19 protein-coding genes and 2 pseudogenes are annotated in these 18425 nt (G+C 69.3%); 5 read left to right on the plus strand and 16 right to left on the minus strand.

All coding sequences use genetic code 11. The features are described from left to right. Position 1 precedes the first annotated feature (1 nt). A complete protein-coding gene (locus OG444_RS34325; protein WP_327265770.1) occupies positions 2-877 on the minus strand; it encodes a universal stress protein in 876 nt (291 codons plus the stop codon). Between the two features lie 321 nt (positions 878-1198). Between OG444_RS34325 and OG444_RS34330 the strand changes: the two genes are divergently transcribed. Next, positions 1199-1618 (plus strand): CBS domain-containing protein, encoded by a 420-nt coding sequence (locus OG444_RS34330; protein WP_327265771.1) that lies wholly within the window; start codon positions 1199-1201, stop codon positions 1616-1618. A gap of 40 nt (positions 1619-1658) precedes the next feature. Here OG444_RS34330 and OG444_RS34335 read toward each other — a convergent pair whose 3' ends face one another. Next, positions 1659-2609, minus strand: coding sequence for a helix-turn-helix transcriptional regulator (locus OG444_RS34335; RefSeq protein WP_327265772.1), 951 nt, complete (start codon positions 2607-2609; stop codon positions 1659-1661). A 65-nt stretch (positions 2610-2674) separates the two neighbouring features. Between OG444_RS34335 and OG444_RS34340 the strand changes: the two genes are divergently transcribed. Continuing rightward, positions 2675-3049, plus strand: coding sequence for a VOC family protein (locus tag OG444_RS34340; protein ID WP_327265773.1), 375 nt, complete (start codon positions 2675-2677; stop codon positions 3047-3049). Positions 3050-3074: 25 nt separating this feature from the next. Here OG444_RS34340 and OG444_RS40835 read toward each other — a convergent pair. The 13 genes and pseudogenes from OG444_RS40835 to OG444_RS34410 all read right to left on the minus strand — a co-directional run bounded on the left by OG444_RS40835 (position 3075) and on the right by OG444_RS34410 (position 15020). Beyond that, positions 3075-3924 (minus strand): annotated as a pseudogene (locus tag OG444_RS40835) (helix-turn-helix domain-containing protein). Next, positions 3921-4796: a universal stress protein gene (locus OG444_RS34355; protein ID WP_327265776.1), complete on the minus strand. Its 876-nt coding sequence runs from the start codon at positions 4794-4796 to the stop codon at positions 3921-3923. The pseudogene OG444_RS40835 and the gene OG444_RS34355 overlap by 4 nt, the downstream one beginning before the upstream one ends. Positions 4797-4878: 82 nt before the next feature. Continuing rightward, on the minus strand, positions 4879-5535 hold the full coding sequence (locus tag OG444_RS34360) for a CBS domain-containing protein (protein ID WP_327265777.1): 657 nt from the start codon (positions 5533-5535) through the stop codon (positions 4879-4881). A gap of 9 nt (positions 5536-5544) precedes the next feature. Then, positions 5545-6172, minus strand: a pseudogene (locus OG444_RS34365) (CBS domain-containing protein). 12 nt (positions 6173-6184) lie between these two features. Beyond that, entirely contained in the window at positions 6185-6790 is a 606-nt protein-coding gene (locus OG444_RS34370) for a CBS domain-containing protein (protein WP_327265778.1), read from the minus strand. A 243-nt stretch (positions 6791-7033) separates the two neighbouring features. Next, positions 7034-7720, minus strand: a complete 687-nt coding sequence (locus OG444_RS34375; protein ID WP_327265779.1) for a CBS domain-containing protein — start codon at positions 7718-7720, stop codon at positions 7034-7036. A 28-nt stretch (positions 7721-7748) separates the two neighbouring features. After that, positions 7749-8618: a universal stress protein gene (locus OG444_RS34380; protein ID WP_327265780.1), complete on the minus strand. Its 870-nt coding sequence runs from the start codon at positions 8616-8618 to the stop codon at positions 7749-7751. Between the two features lie 111 nt (positions 8619-8729). After that, positions 8730-8981, minus strand: a complete 252-nt coding sequence (locus tag OG444_RS34385) for an acyl carrier protein (RefSeq protein ID WP_327265781.1) — start codon at positions 8979-8981, stop codon at positions 8730-8732. Continuing rightward, positions 8978-10306 carry a dihydrolipoamide acetyltransferase family protein gene (locus OG444_RS34390; protein ID WP_327265782.1) on the minus strand — a complete coding sequence of 443 codons (1329 nt, stop codon included), beginning with the start codon at positions 10304-10306 and terminating at the stop codon, positions 8978-8980. Before OG444_RS34390 ends, OG444_RS34385 begins: the two co-directional genes overlap by 4 nt. 1 nt (position 10307) lies before the next feature. Continuing rightward, complete coding sequence (locus tag OG444_RS34395) at positions 10308-11312, minus strand: alpha-ketoacid dehydrogenase subunit beta (RefSeq protein WP_327265783.1); 1005 nt, start codon at positions 11310-11312, stop codon at positions 10308-10310. Next, positions 11309-12388 carry a pyruvate dehydrogenase (acetyl-transferring) E1 component subunit alpha gene (gene pdhA, locus OG444_RS34400; protein WP_327265784.1) on the minus strand — a complete coding sequence of 360 codons (1080 nt, stop codon included), beginning with the start codon at positions 12386-12388 and terminating at the stop codon, positions 11309-11311. The genes OG444_RS34395 and pdhA overlap by 4 nt, the downstream gene beginning before the upstream one ends. Before the next feature lie 24 nt (positions 12389-12412). Beyond that, a complete protein-coding gene (acsA, locus tag OG444_RS34405; protein WP_327265785.1) occupies positions 12413-14203 on the minus strand; it encodes an acetate--CoA ligase in 1791 nt (596 codons plus the stop codon). 121 nt (positions 14204-14324) lie between these two features. Continuing rightward, a complete protein-coding gene (locus OG444_RS34410; protein WP_327265786.1) occupies positions 14325-15020 on the minus strand; it encodes a CBS domain-containing protein in 696 nt (231 codons plus the stop codon). A gap of 206 nt (positions 15021-15226) precedes the next feature. Here OG444_RS34410 and OG444_RS34415 point away from each other — a divergent pair, with 206 nt between their 5' ends. Together OG444_RS34415 and OG444_RS34420 are read left to right on the plus strand one after the other, a co-directional pair. Beyond that, entirely contained in the window at positions 15227-16129 is a 903-nt protein-coding gene (locus OG444_RS34415; protein ID WP_327265787.1) for a universal stress protein, read from the plus strand. Further along, on the plus strand, positions 16126-16986 hold the full coding sequence (locus OG444_RS34420; protein ID WP_327265788.1) for a universal stress protein: 861 nt from the start codon (positions 16126-16128) through the stop codon (positions 16984-16986). The genes OG444_RS34415 and OG444_RS34420 overlap by 4 nt, the downstream gene beginning before the upstream one ends. Positions 16987-17092: 106 nt before the next feature. Here the strand turns inward: OG444_RS34420 and OG444_RS34425 are convergent, their stop codons facing one another. Further along, positions 17093-17758 carry a class I SAM-dependent methyltransferase gene (locus tag OG444_RS34425; protein WP_327265789.1) on the minus strand — a complete coding sequence of 222 codons (666 nt, stop codon included), beginning with the start codon at positions 17756-17758 and terminating at the stop codon, positions 17093-17095. 344 nt (positions 17759-18102) lie between these two features. Between OG444_RS34425 and OG444_RS34430 the strand changes: the two genes are divergently transcribed. Continuing rightward, on the plus strand, positions 18103-18384 hold the full coding sequence (locus OG444_RS34430; protein ID WP_327265790.1) for an SHOCT domain-containing protein: 282 nt from the start codon (positions 18103-18105) through the stop codon (positions 18382-18384). The last annotated feature ends 41 nt before the right edge of the window (positions 18385-18425 follow it).

Genomic DNA, 18425 nt, shown 5'->3' on the forward strand with positions numbered 1-18425 from the left:
CTCACTCGTGTGCGATGACGGCGACCGGTGAGACCGCGTGGTGCATCACGGCGTGTGTGATGGGGCCGATGTGAGCGCCGAATGCGGCTTGGCGGATACGGCGGCCGACGACGACGAGGGCGGCGGTGGAGGCCGCGTCGAGGATCTGAATAGCCGGCTGGCCGATGGTGGCCCGGGAGTCGACCTGCAGCGAAGGGTACTTCTCGTGCCAGGGGCTGATCATCTCGTCCATCGTGGCGGTGATGCCGTTGGCCATTTCCTGCTGGACCCCCGGGTCGAGAGCCGGTGCGTAGCTGAGGATGGGCGGTGGAGACCAGCCGTGGATGATCACGAGCGGGCAGTGGCGGTGGGACGCCTCCTCGAAGGCGAAGGCGAGCAGCTTGTCACAGGGCTGGTGGATGTCCACGCCGACCACGATGGGCCCGCGGTCGCGGGCACCGTCGGGCGGATTGCCCGCGCGGTCCACTGACCGAACCAATACGACGGGGCGCGGGGCCTCGGCGACGGTGGCGAAACCGGTGGATCCGACGAGGAACCCGGCGACGCTGCCGAGCGCGCGCGAGCCGAGTACGAGCATGTCGGAGTCCTCGGCGGCGTGCGTGAGCGCCAGGGCGGGCAGCCCGCTCACTCGGCGCGTGTCGACCTTCAACGACGGATGCACGCGGCGCACGTCTTCGGCGGTGTCGCGGAGGACGGCCTCGGCCCACCGCCGACGGTCCTCGGTGGTCGTGACGGGAAGGGGAGGATTCTCCAGCCATTCCTCTGCGTGGACCAGGTCCAGGGAGGCACCGCGGAGCTCGGCTTCATGGGCTGCCCAGCGGGCCGCCGCTGCACTTTCCGGGGACCCGTCGAGGCCGACGGTCACTCGGTTCGCCATGGTCTCCATCTCCTTCTTCTTCTCCCGCACACTCAAGCCTGACTGCCCGACGGTCTCCTGTTGAGGGGCCGGTCGGCCCCTCGTGGGACCGACCGGCCCTGTCTGCGGTGGGGTGGACGAGAGGTCTGGGGCCTTGATCAACCAGTGCGGTCACGTCAGGCGGTGTGCCGGCCGGCCCGGTGTCCGGCAAGGGCTCGGAAGGCCGGGCTGCTGCCTACGGCGCAGAGAAGCCACGTCCCCATGATCTCGCGTCGACGAGCGCGGTGCTGGGCCCGAGCCCAGACTGGAGAGGGACAGGGATACACATGTGAGCAGGCAGCCGTGACCACCGCACGGGACATCATGCACAGCGGTGCCACCTGCGTACAGGAGACCGAGACGCTCATGGACGCGGCCCGGCGGATGAGCGAACTGGACGTCGGCGCCCTGCCGATCTGCGGGCCCGACGACCGTCTGCACGGCATCATCACCGACCGTGACATCGTGCTGAAGTGCCTGGCCATGGGCAAGGACCCGCACCACATGACAGCCGGACAGCTCGCGCAGGGCAAGCCGATCACGGTCGACGCGGGCGCTGACACGAGCCAAGTGCTGCAGACGATGCAGGACCACCGGATCAGGCGTGTCCCGGTGATCGCCGACCACCGCCTCGTCGGGATGATCAGCGAGGCCGATCTCGCCAGGCACCTGTCCGAGGAACAGGTGGGTCACTTGGTCGAGACGATCTGCGCGGAGCGGTGAAGTCTCTCGGTCTCTTCACCCTGATGTCCGTTCGTCGCTGTCAGCCGTTGGCTGTCAGGAGAGCCTGGGCGTGGCGGATGAGTGCCTGCCGTACCTCGTCCGGGGACAGCACTGTGAGCGGTGTGGCCAGGCTGAGGAGGTAGGCGGCGAGGCAATCAGTGCTGTTGCCGCCGATCTCGACAACGGTGGCTTCGGGGCCGTCAGGGCTGTGTGTGCCGATGGTGGGTGGGATCTTTTGCAGGGCGCGGTCCAGCGGGAGCGGAAGACGGATCGTCGTGTAGACGGGGTAGACGACGCTTGCGATCCCCCGGGAGACGAGCGCTGCGGCGTCGGGCGGATCGGTCAGGTCGGCTGGTTCGGTGGTGGGGCGTACGCTCACCACCCGGTCGGCGCGGAATGTGCGCCATTCCTGTTTGGTGACGTCCATGGCGACCAGGTACCAGCGCAGGCCGGTGTGGACCAGGCGGTACGGGTCTACGGCTCGCACGGATGCCCGGCCGGTGTGGTCCCGGTAGGAGAGGGTGGTGCGCAGTGTGCTGTGGCAGGCTCGCGCCAGTTCCAGCAGCAGAGGTGTGTCGATCTGCGGTTCGCCGGAGCGGGCGGTGTGTTCGAGCGTGCCGTCCAGTGTGTTCAGCTGGTCCGCGAGGTGTGTGGGCAGGCTCTGGCGGAGCTTGAGCAGCGCGGAGAGGGCGGCTTGCCCGGTGCCGAGGACTCCGCTGAGCGCGGCCTCGCGCAGGGCGACGGCGACGGCCAGGGCCTCCTCGTCGTCCAGTACCAGCGGCGGCATGCGGGCACCGGGGCTGAGCCGGTAGCCGCCCCAGGGGCCGGGCGCGGATTCGACTCCGTAGCCCAGGTCCCGCAGCCGGGCGATGTCCCGGCGGACTGTGCGGTCGGTGACCGCCATGCGCTCGGCCAGTTCACGGCAGGTCCATTCGGGGCGCACGGACAGCAGCGACACCAAGCGCAGCAGGCGGGAGGAGGTCCTGATCACAATCCCCCAGTGTTCCGTATGACCAGGACGCGTCCTGTCAGGGTCATGGCCTACGGTCCGGGCCCATGAGCAACCCAGAGATCCGTCTGCTTTCCTTCGACTTCGACTGTCCCGACCCGGCTGAGCTGGCCCGTTTCTACGGCGATGCCCTGGACCTGCCCGTGCTGCACCAGAACGACGACTTCGTCCTGCTGGGGCGGGAGGGAGCCCCGGGGCTCGGCTTCGTCCGCCAGGCCGACTTCCGGCCTCCGACCTGGCCTGACCCCGCGCACAGTAAGCAGGCCCACCTCGAACTGGGCGTCGACGACCTGGACGCCGCGCAGGAGCGGATGCTCGAACTGGGCGCCGTCCTACCTTCCTTCCAGCCGCGGCCCGACGTGTGGCGGGTGCTCCTGGACCCGGCGGGTCATCCCTTCTGCCTGTCGACACACGGAATCTGAGCCCGTCCCGCACAGCCTTCGGCTCTCAGCGTGCTGGTGGCGGAAGGCCGAGGGAGACTCCGGTTTCGGTTAGCAACCCGTCAAGGATGTCGGGGCGGTACTGAAGCCATTCGAGTCGGGTGCGGACGAGCATGACGGGTCTGTCCGGTGCGGCGTTGGCGAGGTTCGCAAGGCTGCACTTGACGTGGGCCCACAGGGACTCGACTGCGTTGAGCTCCGGGGCGTACACGGGCAGGCTGAACACCGTCAGCCACACCTGAGTGCTGATCAAGGCGCGCATGCATGGGACACGTGGGTGTTGAGCCGGCCCCATGTGCGCCCCCTCGGTGGCCTGCGATTGAATCCCGCTTCGTCCTCGAAGCAGATCCACCCATCGCAGGCCACCCGGCACTTCTACCTCCGCCCAGGTCACCTCCTCCACCCAGTCACGGCCTGCTCGTCGAGCTCCGCGGCTCTCCGGGCCGGGACTGAGGGGCACAACCGAGACGGCGCTTCAGCCGGGTGGCCCCGGAGTCGTTGTAGGGCGCATGAAGGTTCCTGCCGATCGGCGTGGCCACCCGCGAACCGGTCCACACCTGGTCCTCCACCCAGCCGCGCGCGGCCGGCCCCTGCTCCAGGAACTCCGCCGGCTTGGCCAGGCACAGGCCCGCCAACTTGCACCGCCGCCCGCCAGCGCCTCGTGACGCCAGAGCTGCCGCACCACCCCGCGTCCAGACCTGGTGCCACTGGTAGGTCGACTTCGAGGTCACCTGCAGCCTGCGGGCAACCTCCGGCGGCTTGACCCCCTCGGCGAACAACCCGGCGGCCTGCAACCGCACCGCTTCGCGGCGTTGACTGCCTCCGCTGTCAATCCGCCCGTCGTTTTGCGCCGCTATTCGTGCGCGATGACGGCGACGGGCGCCTTGGCGTGGTGGAGGACCGCGTGGGTGACCGGTCCGATGTGTGCGCCGATCGAGGACCGTCGGATGCGGCGGCCGACGACGATGAGGCCTGCTTCGGAGGACCTCGCGACGAGCTCGTTAGCGGCATGCCCGGCGCTCGCGCGCGAAATGACCGCGACATCCGGGTACTTGTCCTGCCAGGTCCCCAGGACGTCGCCCAGAGAGGCATTCGCGCTCATTTCGAGCTGGGCGTGAACTCTCGGATCGTACGCCGCGCCGTACCCCACCAGCGGAGGCAGCGACCAGCTGTGCAGGGCGTGGAGGGCGCAGGCCCGCCGCGCCGCCTCCTCGAAGGCGAAGGCGAGCAGCGCGTCGCACGGCCGGTTGATGTCAACGCCCACCAGAACCTCGCGGGCTGCGTGCCGGCCGTCGGGGTGCGGCAACGCGTCCTCGCCCGCCCGCACCATGACCACCGGCCGTACCGTCGCCTGGATGACTGCCATGCCGACGGAACCGAGGACGAAGCCGGTGAGGGTGCCCAGTCCCCGGGAGCCCAGGACGATCATATTCGCGCCGGCCGCGACGCCGGCGAGCTCGGCGGCCGGTCTGCCGTCGAGTGATCGGACCTCGACATCCAGTTCTGGGTGGCTCGAGCGCAGTTCGTCGGCGGTCTCGTTCAGCAGCGCCTGGGCCCAGTGGCGGCGTACTTCGCTCGTCGGCACCGGGAGGTCGCGGGGCGACGACCTTTCCTCGGCGTGGATGAGGTGGAGCGGCAAGCCGCGCAGGACGGCCTCTCGCGCCGCCCAGTGGGCCGCCGCGAGGCTTTCCGCGGATCCGTCGAGGCCGACGACGATTCGATCGTTCATGATGGCTTCCCTCGGCAGGGCAGGGGTCCGCATGGGTCCGGGAGTTGGTCTCCGCCCTTGTCGAGGCGGAGCGACGGCCTGTTCAGGCTGAGTTCGTGTCGTCGATGGCGTACCCGAGATGCTGGGCTACGGAGACCACGCCGTCCACGGTCCGGCAGAGGCGTTCGATGAGCGGGATGAGGCTCCTGAAGTCGACGGTTCCGTGCAGTTCGACCCGGCCGTCGGTGACGGCCACGGTGATGGCCGAGGGGCTCTGACGCACGCCGAGTTCGAGCACGTCAGCCATGATTTCGTGACGGATGTCCTCGTCGTCCCGGAGGAAGATCCGCAGCAGGTCCCGTCGGCTGACGATTCCGATCAGTAGGTCCGAGTCGTCCACGACCAGGAGCCGCTTGACTCCTTGGGCTTCCATCAACCTGGCGGCTTCGGCGACGGTCCAGTCCGGCCTGGCGCACACGGGGGGCGAGGACATCAGCTCCTCGGCGCGCGTACCCGCGGCCTTGTCCTCCTGCCATGCCTCCCGTTCGGGAAGTGACCGGAAGTAGTCGCTTTGGCCTGCGGATTTCGGCAGCAGGTCCCGCTCCGAGATCACGCCGAGCGGGTGGCCGGAACGGTCGACGACAGGGACGGCCGACACCTTGTGTTCCGTCAGGGTGCGGGCGATCTCCTTGAACGGGGCGTTGTTGGGGACGGTGACGACCTCGCGGGTCATCAGCTCGCGGATTTCCCGATGTTTCATGCTCTTCTCCTACCGCTCCATGGCCGGCCCAGCGCCGACCGACACGTCGTCCTGCTCGTAGTCGAGCCGGTTGACCACGTCCACGACGCCGTCGACGCTCTGACACAGGCGAAGCACGATGGGGACCAGACTGCGTCGGCCGACGGTCCCGCTCAGGGTCACCAGCCCGTCCGTGACCTCGACGGTCAACGATGACGGGCTGAGCCCGAGGGTGCGGGTCAATACGTCTTCGAGGATTTCCTCCTGGATCGCGTGATCCCTGCGCAGGAAGAGCTGAAGCAGGTCGCTGCGGCTCAGGATGCCGATCAGCCGGCCGGCGGCGTCCACCACAGGCAGTCTCTTGACCTGCCGCCCCCGCATGACGCGCGCCAGCGCGAACGACGCTCCAATCGGTCCGGGCGGTGACGGCGGGGCTGGTCATGAGATCGGCGGCCGTGTTCGTGCCGCTGCCGGAGCTGCGCTTGCGGAGCAGGTCGGCTTCGGAGACGACGCCCACGGGACGCTCGGCCTCATCCACCACGGGCACGGCGGATATGTCGAACTCCTTGAGCAGCCTGGCGATTTCCTTGAACGGGGTGCCCCGCTGGACGCTGACAGCAGTCGGAGTCATCAGGTCGGCGACGCTGCGATGCCTCATCGTCGGCCTCCTTCACGCGCGGACTTCGGCATCGAGTCGCACGGCCGTGACGTCCACGACTCCGGGTACGGTGCGTGCGACTCGGACCAGCACGTCTTTGAGGGCCGGGTCCGGGATGGAGCCGTCCAAGTGGACGATGCCATCGGCCACGTGGACGTGCACCATGGCCGAGCCGCCGGGGATGAGCTCGGCCATGATCAGCCGGCGGAGCTCCTCGGCGATGTCGGCATCCGGGCGGAGGTAGATCTTGAGGAGGTCGCCCCGGCTGACCACGCCGATGAGGCGGCCGTCGCCGTCGACGACGGGGAGCCGCTTGAGGTGGCCGCGGGCCATCAGACGTGCGGCGCCGGGGATGGTGGCGTCCTTGGTCACCGTGACCGCCGGTACGGTCATCAGCTGCCCGGCGGTGACCGCGCGCGACTCGTCCGCGCCCTGGGCCTTGAGCAGCAGATCCGCTTCGGACACCACGCCGGCGACCCGTCCTTCCTCCGACATGACGGGCAGGGCGCTGATCCGCCACTGCCGCATGGTCTCCACGATGTCCTTGAACGGTGTTCTGCGGTCGACGGAGATGACGGCATGCGTCATCACGTCCTCGACGGTGCGAAGCTGCTTCATGATGCCTCCAGAAGCGGAGTCCTGATACGTCCGAGCGTGGACACCTGTGCCCGTCGGCGGTAGGGCCGTCAGGGGGTCACTTCGGGCTGGTCAGCCCTGTTGTCGATCATGTCGGGCGTGCTTTCATGACATTGACGGAAAGAGTCCCTGAGAGGATGCGGAGAAGCGGCTGGCGGCCGTGCACCGCACGATCGGGATCCGCGAGAAGCGGGCGGACTCTTTCCGCCCTTTTGCTGTGAGGGGTCAATGGGCGGCGCGGTCCGGGTTAGCAGCCGGCGACAGGTCGTCGATCGCGTAGCCGAGTGCTTGGTCCACGCTGACGACCCCGTCGACCGACTGGCACAGTCGTTCCACGACCGGAATGGTGGACCGGTCCTCGACCCGGCCACTCAGGGAGACGACCCCATCGCGCACGGTCACGACAACACCGCCGGGTGTCATCCTGAGCGTCCGGCCCAGCACGTCGTCGACGATTTCATCGCGGATGGCCTCGTCGCGACGAAGCATGGGGCGCAACAGGTCTGTGCGGCTGACGATGCCCACCAGGATTCCGGTTTGGTCGACCACCGGCAGACGCTTGACACCCCGCTCGTGCAGGAAGCGGGCCGTCTCGACGATGCCCCACTCCGGCCGGGCGGTCAGGACGGGGGTGGACATCAGATCGCCGGCGGTTCGGGCGTCCATGGAGGCACGGGCCATGGACGCCGTACTGTGCAGAGGATCACGACCTTCGGTGTCGGGCAGCCCGGCTTGCCTGCGGAGGAGGTCGGCTTCGGAGACGATGCCGATCGGGTGGTGACGGGTGTCCACGACGGGCAGGGCTGAGACACCGTTGTGGTCGAGGTTCAGGGCGACCGTTTTGAGTGACGCTTCGGGGCCGGTCGTGGCCACGTTCCTGGTCATGACGTCTGCGACAGTGCGGTGAGACATGGTCCGGTCTCCCTTGTGAGTAGGGCTGTCAGTCGTGAGCGATGACCGCGACGGGGGCGGCGGCGTGGTGCAGGACCGCATGGGCCACGGAGCCCAGATGCGCCCCCAGAGGAGAGCGGCGCAGACGGCGGCCCACCACCACGAGGTCTGCGCTCGCTGCGGCTTGGACCAGCTGGTCGCCGGCGGCCCCCATGAACGCCTCGTGGGTGACGCTCAAGGACGGGAACTTGTGCCGCCACGGCATCAGCATGTCGTCGAGCATCACGGTGACACTCCGGCCGACCTCCCGCTCGTTCTCCGGGTCGAAGAAGGGCGCGTACTGGTACATGGAGGGCATCTTCCAGCCGTGGATCACACGCAGGGCACAGCCGCGACGGTCGGCTTCCTCGAAGGCGAAGGTCAAAACCTTGTCCGCCGCCTCATGGATGTCGACACCCAGGACGATCCCCCCGTCCCGTACGGGCTCGGCCTCCTCCGGCGCGTCCGACACGCGTACGAGCACCACCGGCGTCTCGGTGGCCACCAGTGTCGACAAGCCCACCGAGCCGATGAGGAATCCGACCAAGCCTCCCACCCCACGCGAGCCGAGTACGAGCAACCCTGCGTCCACCGCCTCCGCGGCCAGGGCTGCCGCCGGCCTGCCGGAGAGGCACCTCGTCGAGACCTCCAGGCCGGGATGCCGGCGTCGCACGTCCTCCGATGCCGCAGTGAGCGCCTCGTCGGCCCAACGGTCGGCCACTTCGCGGCCCGGCACCGGCACCGCAGGGCTGATCAGCCAGTCGACGGCGTGGACGAGCCTCAGCGGAACTTTCCGCAAGGCCGCCTCCCGGGCGCCCCAACGGGCCGCGGCCCGGCTCTCCGGAGAGCCGTCCACGCCGACGGTCACATGGTGCTTCATGGCCAGAACCTCCTCGGGCGGCGCGGGGCCGCGGTCCTCTTCCAGCGTCGCCTGCGGCGCGACGACCGAGGAGGGGCCGAATGGCCCCCTGTGGGGCCGACCAGCCCCCCGCTACTTCACGGAGGTGCGCGAGGTGACGTAGTCCGCGCAGCCGTCCAGGGTGTTCAATGCCGGATAGTCGGACTCGGGCAGGGGGAGCCCGGTGCGCTCGCTCAGTGCCTCGATGAAGTTGAGGAAGTCCAGCGAGTCCATCTCCAGGTCGTCGCGGAAGTTCTCGTCCGGCGCGAGCGCCGCCGCGTCGGCGCCGGGAACCACGTCAGTCAGAACGTCCTTGATCAGTACGAGGGCCTCGTCGCGGTTCACAGTTCCTCCGGTCGTTGGAGCAGGCGGTCGATGGCCGTCAGCAATCGCGCCCCGGTCGCACCGTCGCTCGCGCGGTGGTCGGCGGCGAGCGTGGCCGTCACGGTCGGGTGCACCGTGAGCATCCCGTCCACGGCCACCGGCCGCTCGGTGACACGCCCCAGGCCGACGAGGGCGACCTGAGGTGGGTAGATCACCCCGAAGACGGCCTCGACCCCCTGATCTCCGAGGTTGGTCACCGTCAGTGTCGGATCTGCCGTCTCCGAAGCCCGCAGACGGCCGCTCCGCGCCCGCGAGACCATACCCTTCAGCGTCGCCATCAGCTCCGGCAGTGGCATGGTGTCGGCGTCCGCCAGTGATGGTGCGACCAGCCCGCCGCCGCGCAGGGACACCGCGACGCCGAGTCGCACGGCGGGTGAGGGGACGAACGCCTCCTCCTTCCAGTAGCCGTTCAGTTCCGGCACTTGGCGTGCTGCCAGGGCAACCGATTTGAGCAGCAGGGCCGCCGGCACGAGCCGTTCCGCCACGGGCCGGCTCGCATTTCGGTCGCGCATCCACGCCATCGCGACGGCCAGGTCGATCGTCGTCGACAAGTAGTAGTGGGGGATCTCGCGGTTCGCGCGGCTCATCAGAGCCGCGATCGCCGCGCGCGCCGGATACGTGGGCTCGGCCGTTGCCGAGGACGGGCGCGCCGGTTCGCGGCTTTCGACCGTACGGGACGCAGGGCCCGCCGTGGCGGCCCGTACGTCCTCGGCCCGGATCGTGCCGCCCCGCCCGGTTCCCCTCAGTGCACTCAGGTCGACGCCCGACGACAGGGCCAGCCGACGGGCGAGCGGCGAGGCCTTCACCCGGTGCGGCCGCTCAGCCGGTGTGTGCTCCACGTCGGAACGTATGATCCGACCGCCCTTGCCGGAACCGTGCACGGACGACAGGTCGATGCCCTTCTGCTCGGCCAAGTGCCTCACCAAAGGCGTGGACACGGCGTCCCTGGTCGGGGTGGTGGCGTGTCCGGGAGCGGTTTGCAGTGCGGAGGTCGGGGCCGTCGCCTTCGCAGGGGCAGGGGCAGGGGCAGGGGCAGGGGCAGGAGACTCGGCCCCCGAGTCGATGACAGCCATCCGTGTGCCGACCGGCACGGTGGTACCCGGTTCGACGAGGAGTGCACCGACCGTGCCCGAGTCGAAGCACTCGACCTCGATCGTCGACTTGGCCGTCTCCACGACAGCGACGACATCGCCCTTGGTGACGGTGTCACCGGGCCCTACCAGCCATTCCACGAGGGTGCCCTCGTCCATGTCCGCGCCGAGGGAAGGCATGGTGAAATCGGCCATGTCAGCTCACCGTCCGGCGAACGGCGTCCACGATGGTCGCGGGCTGGGGAAGCGCCGCCTCTTCGAGCTGCCTGGCGTAGGGAATGGGGACCTCCGCGCTGCATACGCGCTGAACGGGGGCGTCGAGCTCGTAGAACGCCTGCTCGGTGATGCGGGACGAGATCTCCGCGGCCAGGCTGCCGCTGCGCCATGCCTCGTCGACGATCACGGCCCGGTGAGTTCGGGCGATGGATGCCATGACGGTGGCGTCGTCGAGGGGGCGCAGGGCACGTAGGTCCACGACCTCCGCGCTGACGCCCTCCCCGGCAAGGGTTTCCGCGGCTGCCAGGGCCTTCGGCAGGGAGCCGCCGTACGTGATCACTGAGACGTCCGTGCCCGACCGGCGTACGGCCGCCGTGTCGAGATCGACGGCATCGACGGTCTCGTCCAGAGAGCCCTCCGCGTTGTAGAGGCCACCGTGCTCGAAGATCAGCACCGGATCAGGGTCGGCGAGCGCGGCCGCGAGCATGTGGCGCGCGTCGTCGACCGTGGCCGGGGCCAGCACCCGGATGCCGGGGATGTGGGCGTACCAGCCTTCCAGGCTGTGAGAGTGCTGGGCGCCGAGCTGCCGGCCTGCTCCGGTCGTCATGCGGATCACGACGGGGACGCTCAGCTGTCCGCCCGACATGTGGAGCAGCGTGGCCGCGTTGTTCAGGATCTGGTCCAGAGCCAGGAGGCTGAAGTTGACGGTCATGATCTCGACCACGGGCCGCATCCCGCCGAGCGCGGCGCCGATGCCCGCGCCCACGAATCCGGATTCGGACAGAGGTGTGTCGCGGATCCGGTCGGGTCCGAACTCTTCGAGCAGTCCCAGGCTGACGCCGAAGCATCCGCCGTACCGGCCCACGTCCTCGCCCATGAGGAAGACGCGCTCGTCCTGCAGCAGGGCTTCGCGCAACCCCTCACGGAGCGCCTCCCGGTAGGTGGTCGGCCGGGAAGTCCCGGTCGGTGCCTTCCGCGTGCTCATGCCGTGCTCCCGGGTTCGCTCGTGACGAAGCGGAGCAGGTCCGCGACCGGTTCCAGCGGGGCTTCCTCGGCCCCTCGCACGGCCTCGTCGATCTCGGCGAGAACTTCCTTGTCGAGTTCTTCCATCACCCGGTCGTCGAGCTGCCCTTCGGAACGCATCAGTTCGGCCAGCCCTTTGAGGGGGTCGCGTCCCTTCCATTCCTCGATCTCGGACTTGGCCCGGTACCTGTCCGGGTCGTACATGGAATGGGCACGGAACCGGTACGTCTGTGCCTCGAGGAAGTGCGGTCCGTTGCCCGCGCGCACGGACTCCGTCGCCCGGAGTGCGGCGGCTTCGACGGCGAGAACGTCCATGCCGTCGACGGTCCAGGCAGGCATCCCGTACGAAGCGGCACGCATGGCGAGGTTGGTCTGGGCATGTTCCCGGGCCAGGCTCGTCCCCATGGCGTACAGGTTGTTCTCGCAGACCATCAGCAGGGGCAGCTGCCACAGGGCCGCGAGGTTGGCCGTCTCGTGGAACTCGCCTTCGGCGAAAGCTCCGTCCCCGAAGAAGCAGCAGGTGACGCGGGTGCTGCCGCGCATCCGGTCGGCGAGTGCGAGCCCGGCCGCCAGGGGCAGGCCGCCGGCCACGATCGCGTTGCCCCCGTAGAAGCGGCGGGCGGCGTCGAACAGGTGCATGGAGCCGCCGCGTCCGCGGCTGCAGCCGGTGGCCCTGCCGTACATCTCGGCCATCACGGCGTCGGCGGGAACCCCGCGGGCCAGGGCGTGCCCGTGTTCGCGGTAGGTGGACACCACCGCGTCCTCCTCGCGCAGGGCCTGGTTGACGCCCACAGCGACGGCTTCCTCACCGATGCAGAGGTGGACGAAGCCACGGATCTTCGCGCCGCTGTAGAGCTCCACGCACCTTTCCTCGAACCGCCTGATGGCGAGCATCCGGCGGAGCAGGGACAGGTGGTGGCCGGGCACGGGAAGCCCGTCGGGAGTGCCGCGGGCGGCGGTGGTCGGCCCCTTCTTGCGCCCGCTCTTCCGTGCGGTGGCACGGGCCTTGCCTTCGTGGTGGGAGGTGGTGCTGCTCATGGTCTGCCTTCTCTCACGAGCGGGTCATCCGGGGTTCTCCAGCGTGGACAGATCCCCTGCGGGCAATCCCAGTTCCCGGGCCCGCAACAGACGGCGCATCACCTTGCCGCTGCGCGTCTTGGGGAGGTTCTGCTCGAACTCGATCTCTCTTGGGGCCACCGCGGGGCCCAGCCGCTTGCGTGCGAACGCCAGAATTTCCCGCTTGAGGGAAGCGTCGGGGGCGAGCCCCGGACGGAGGGAGACGAAGGCCTTGACGACAGCTCCCACGACCGGATCCGGGCGGCCGATGACGCCGGCCTCCGCGACGGCGGGATGCTCCATCAGAGCGCTCTCCACTTCGAACGGGCCGATGAGGTGTCCTGCCGACTTGATGACGTCGTCGGCGCGGCCGACGAACCAGAACCACCCGTCCTCGTCGCGTTTCGCGAGGTCGCCGGTGAGGTACCAGCCGTCTGCGAAGCAGGCCCGGTAACGGGCCTCCTCGTTCAGATAGCCCCGGAACATGGAAGGCCAGCCCGGGCGCAGCGCCAGCTCACCCTCCACGCCCGCCGTAGTGATCACGCGCACGCGTCCCGCGGTGACGTCGGCGCGTCCGTCCTCACCGCGTTCGAGCAGAGCGGCCTCCACACCGGGCAGGGGCCGTCCCATGGAGCCGGGCCGGATGTCGCTGGCCGCGAAGTTGGCGATCATGATCGCACCGGTTTCGGTCTGCCACCAGTTGTCGTGGATCGGCAGGCCGAGCACCTCCTGTCCCCACAGAACGGCTTCCGGGTTGAGCGGCTCGCCCACGCTCGCGATGAACCGCAGGGCCGAAAGGTCGTACGGTCCGGGGAGCTCGCGGGAGCCGTCCCTGGGTGTGGCGCGCATCAGCATGCGGATCGCCGTCGGGGCCGTGTACCAGACCGTGACCCGCTGGTTGTCGAGGATGCGGTACCAGCGGTGGACATCGAAGTCCCCCTCGTCCACCACGACGGTCGCACCGTGGGTGAGCGGGGCGATGATCCCGTACGAGGTGCCGGTCACCCACCCGGGGTCCGCCGTGCACCAGTAGACGTCCTCCTGGCGGAGGTCGAGTGCGAAGGCCGCCGTCGCGTGGTGGGCCACGACCGCTTCGTGCACATGGACCGCACCCTTGGGGGTACCGGTCGTGCCGCTGGTGAAGTGCAGCAGCGCCATGTCCTCCGGATCCGTCGGCGGGACGGCGTACTCCTCGGGTGCCCGCTCCATGAGGTCGGCGAAGGAGACGGTGCCCGGCGGCGGGTCGTGGACCGGGCCAACGAGCAGGACGTGATCCAGACGCGGCAGGCGCTGCCTGTTCTCCTCGACCTTGCGCCGGTACAGGGCCTCGGTGGTGACAAGAACCCGGGCGTCGCCCAGCTCCAGCCGCTGCCGTACGGGCTCGGGCCCGAAGGCCGAGAAGAGCGGGCACAGCACGCGTGCGCTGCGCAGCGTGCCCAGGACCGTCGTGTACAGCTCGGGGCAGCGGCCCAGGAGCGTGAACACCCTTTCCTGCCGCCCCACGCCCAGGGCCGTGAGTACGTTGGCGAAGCGGCCCGTGAGGCCGCCCAGCTCGGCGTACGTGAGGCGGGTGACGGTGTCGTCGGCTGCGATGCAGCGGAGCGCTTCCCGCCCGCCATGGCCTGCCACCAGGTGCCGGTCGACGGCCTCGTATCCGATGTTCAGCCCGCCTCCTGGGAGCCCGGACAGCCGGGATCGAGCCCGGTCCCAAGTGAAATCCGTGCGGGCCTGCTCGTAGTCCTGGAGCATGAAGACGGCATCGGGTCCGGAATCTTTGTGGATGATCGAGTGATCCATGGCCGGGTGTCTCTCCTCGCCTTGGAATCTTCAAGGAGACAGCGTCACGTTGGGTGACGGCCGTAAGCGCGGCGAGCGGTCTTCCGGGCGTCCCCCGGACGGTCCACACCGGACGTCGCGGTTACAGAGACATCCCCAGGGCGCTTCGGTGTGGTGGGGTGAGCAGGGAGTCATCGATGCGGGCCGTCAGGCGGGGGGCTACCGCGACCACACCGTCCAGCTGGTTGGTGAGGCGGATCAGGACCGGAATCTGGCTCTGTCGCTCCAGCCGGCCCTCCAGGGTCACGATGCCGTCGACCACGTGGACAGTGACCGCCTCCGCGCCCAGCCCCATGGTGTCCACGAGTATGTCCGCGACCACGCGGTGTCGTATCTCCGAGTCCGGTCGCAGGAAGAGCCAGAGCAGGTCACGGCGGGTGACGATGCCGACGAGGCGGTCCTCGTCGTCCACGACCGGCAGCCGCTCGACGCCCCGGCGGGCCATCAGCCGGGCGGCTCCCGCCGCGGTCTCGTCCCCATGAACGGTGACCGCCGGCGCGGACATGGCCTCACCGGCGGTAAAGGTCACCTCGGACGGGAACGCGGCCCCGCCTGCGTCGGCATCGGGTTCTTCGCCCACCGGTGGGTGATCGGCGGCTGCCCGGCCGATCAGGTCGCTCTCGGAGACGACACCGAGCACCCGGTCGTCGTCGTCGAGGACGGGCAGTCCGCTGATGTCGTGCTGAGCGAGCAGCTTGGCGACATCCTTGAAAGGGGTGGACGTCAGGACCGAGACGACCTCGTCGGTCATCAGGTCTCCGACCTTGATGTGCTTCATGAGGCACCTCCTGCCGTCACAGCGATCCACCCGGAAGGGAAGGCCGGAGGACGCCGATAACCACGATCCGCCGAATGCCACGAGAGGAGGAGGGCCGAATGGTCCGCAGCCGGGCCCGATCGGACCCGTGCCGCAGCCTCCTGGCGGAGGAGCCCGAAGAACCGACCTGAGAGCCGGACCCCTGGCGGCTCTCTGAGGAGGAACCCATGGAAGGCACCACGAGCAGCTCGGAACTCGGCGCCGTCATCGTCGGCGTCGACGGCTCCGACCCGGCCCGCCAGGCAGCGATGTGGGCAGCGGCGGAGGCCGCACGCCGCGGGCGTCCGTTGCACATCGTGCACGGGTCCGACACAGACGGCCGGGTCCTCTACATCTCGGCGGAGAGCATCGAACATGTCCGGCGGGCCGGCCGTGAACTGCTGGACGCCACGGCGGCCGCGGTCACGGAGCGGTTTCCCGGCCTGCAGGTCAACCCCGAATTCAGCCGCAGCGCACCTGTCCGAAGCCTTCACCAAGCCGCGGGCCCCGATGGCACCATCGTGGTCGGCAGCCGGGGGCTGGGCGGTTTCGGCTCCCTCATGCTCGGATCGGTCGGACTCAAGGTCGCAGCCGGAGCGAAGACGCCCGTCATCATCGTCAGAGGCACCGAGAACGGAGCCGAGACGGGCGCGGTGCTCGCCGCCGTCCGCGACGAACACGACCTCGACTGCGCACGATATGCCGCACGCGAGGCACAGATCCGCGAGGGCTCGCTGCGGCTGCTGCACGTGTGGAACATCCTGCAGTCCGTCGGCGAGGTCGTGACCCTGCTCGACGACGTGGAGGAAATCGCCAACGAGGAGGTCCATCACCTGAACGCCGTGGCGGACCGGATCCGCGAGGAGTTCCCGGACCTGACCGTGCAGGTGGACGCGGACAAGAGCACGTCAGTGGCTTCTGTCCTGGTTGAGGCCTCGCGCCGGGCGGACCTGCTGGTGATGGGCGGCCGACGGTCACCCAGCTATCTCGGGCCCACCCTCGGGCGGGTCACGCACAGCCTGGTCCACCATGCCCACTGCCCCGTACAGCTCATTCCGCGCCACACGGACAAGGACGGGAGCGAATCGTGACCGACGCGGGGGAACACGAGGAGGTCGTCGTCGGCATCGACCCGGCCAGGGACTGGCGCCTGCCCCTGGCCTGGGCGGTGGACGAGGCTGGGAGACGCCGCCTAGGTCTGCGACTCGTCGTAGCCGTGCCTCCCCAGCACGACACGCAACACGTCGACGACACGCCGCGCAGCATCGCCCTGCACCAAGCGGCCTCGGAGGTCCTCGGCGCGGCTGCGGCCTGGAGCAGGGACCGACACCCGGAGGTCGAACCGGTGGTGGATCTTGTCGAGGGGTTCCCCGCTCCGGAGATCGGCCGACTGTCGAGGCATGCCCGCATGATCGTGCTCGGCTCCCGTCACCTGAGCCGGACCTCGGAGGTCCTCAGCGCCGGCTCCTTGGTCGTCCCCGTCAGTGCCCAGGCGCAGTGTCCTGTCGTCGTCGTGGGGGATGCCGAGCACGTCACCCAACAGCCGCCCTACCTGGTGGTCGGCATCGACGGAAGCGAGTCCTCGAAGGCGGCACTCGCGGTGGCATTCGAGGAGGCCGACCTCAGGGGGGCCAAGCTGCGTGCCGTGTCGGTCTGGCAGCCACCGCTCTTCCTGCTCCACGACGAGGAGGCCGCGCGCCAGGGGCAGCGACGCATGCTGTCCGAGACGACGGCAGGCTGGTCGCAGGAGTACCCGGACGTGGTGTTGACGCACGAGGTGCTGACTGGACACCCGGTGGAGGCGCTCGCCGGTGCCGCCGAGCACGCCCTCGCCGTGGTCGTGGGCCGTCGAGGCAAGGGCGGTTACACGGGCATGCGACTCGGATCGGTCGTCCACGGGCTGCTGCACCGGGCGCACTGCCCGGTGATCACGGTTCCCGTGCGGTGAGGACTGCGTGACGACGCCCGTCGTCCGGTGCACCGAGCATCGGGACAGCACGACGGAAGTTGAACCAGAACCCGAAGTCGGACAGCACTGAGCCTCCAGGGGCTACTCACCGGGGAACGGTCTGGGTGACGCGCCACAACCGCCGCGGAAGGCCGCCTTCCTCGAATGCTGCAACCTCGTCCAGAGTCCAGCCCTCGGCGAGGGCGTCGACCAGCTCGCGGGGGAAGAAATGGACGGCGAAGCCGCCGTGTTCCCAGATGTCGTCCCCGTGCCCGGTACCGGCCTGGAAATGGGCGTCCCCGGTGTGGCGGACGGTGTAGACGAAGACTCCGCCCGGCCGTAGTACCCGTCGCACCTCGGCGACCAGGGCGTGGATCTCCTGGGTGGACAGCGCCATGCAGAGCAGCATGTGCGCGAACACGGCATCCACCGAGGCGTCCCGGAGCGGCAGGGGCTCGCGAACGTCGTGAACCTCCGTGGCGACCCGCACGGCTACGCCGTGGGCAGCTGCGGCTTCACTCAGCTGTTCCAGACCCACCGGACTGAAGTCGGTGGCCAACACGGAGAAGCCCTGGCGGGCGAAGTACAGCGCGTCCCGGCCATGGCCGGCACCCAGCTCCAGCACTTCGCGGGCACCGGCGGCCCCGAAGACAGCCGCGGCACGGACCGCCGGCTCGGACGGCTCCTCGCCGTACATACCGGGGTGGTCGCCGTAGGTCTGCTGCCAGTGCGCACGCTGAACCTCGGCCAGCTCGTCGTCGGACTTCGACATGCTGACGACTTCCTCCCCAGGCCGGATCGACAACCGGCCCCGCCAGGCCAGCCTAGAACGGACACCATGTCGTCACGGCGCCCACCCGTTGTGCCACGGCCGTCAGTGCTGTTCCGGTACTCGGCTCCTCGCACAACTTCTGCGGTGACGAGCCGACGCTTGCCGTGGTGCCCCGGGGCGGGAGCCGTACCGAGAGGCAGACACGGCCAAGGGGATGGGCCCATCGGTCCCGATCGCGACCCCGACCGGCCCATGGCCGGACGACACGGGCCGACAGACAGTGATGACATGCGGGGCATGCCCTGCCGTCCATGTCCCAGAGCATCGCAAGAGGAGCGCGAACCATGTTCTGGTACGACCACGGAATGGGAGGATGGGGCTGGGTTGCCGTGTCCCTCAGCATCCTCCTCATGGCCCTGGCCGTCGCGGCAGTCGTTGTGCTCCTCCGCAGCGTCGACCGGTTCCCCTCAGGCCCGTCGCAGCCGCCGGCCGCGCCTTCCGCCGAGCAGGTCCTCGCCGAGCGGTTCGCCCGAGGCGAGATCGACGAAGAAGAGTACGAACAACGTCTGACCGCACTGCGTGCGCACGGGCCAGGTCAAGGCCGGCCGGGACCGGGAGACAGCTGAACCCATTCCTCCGGGAGGGCGGCAGCCGCGACAGGGGACTG

It is taken from the genome of Streptomyces sp. NBC_01232 (assembly GCF_035989885.1).
In the GTDB taxonomy this organism is placed as follows: Bacteria; Actinomycetota; Actinomycetes; order Streptomycetales; family Streptomycetaceae; genus Streptomyces.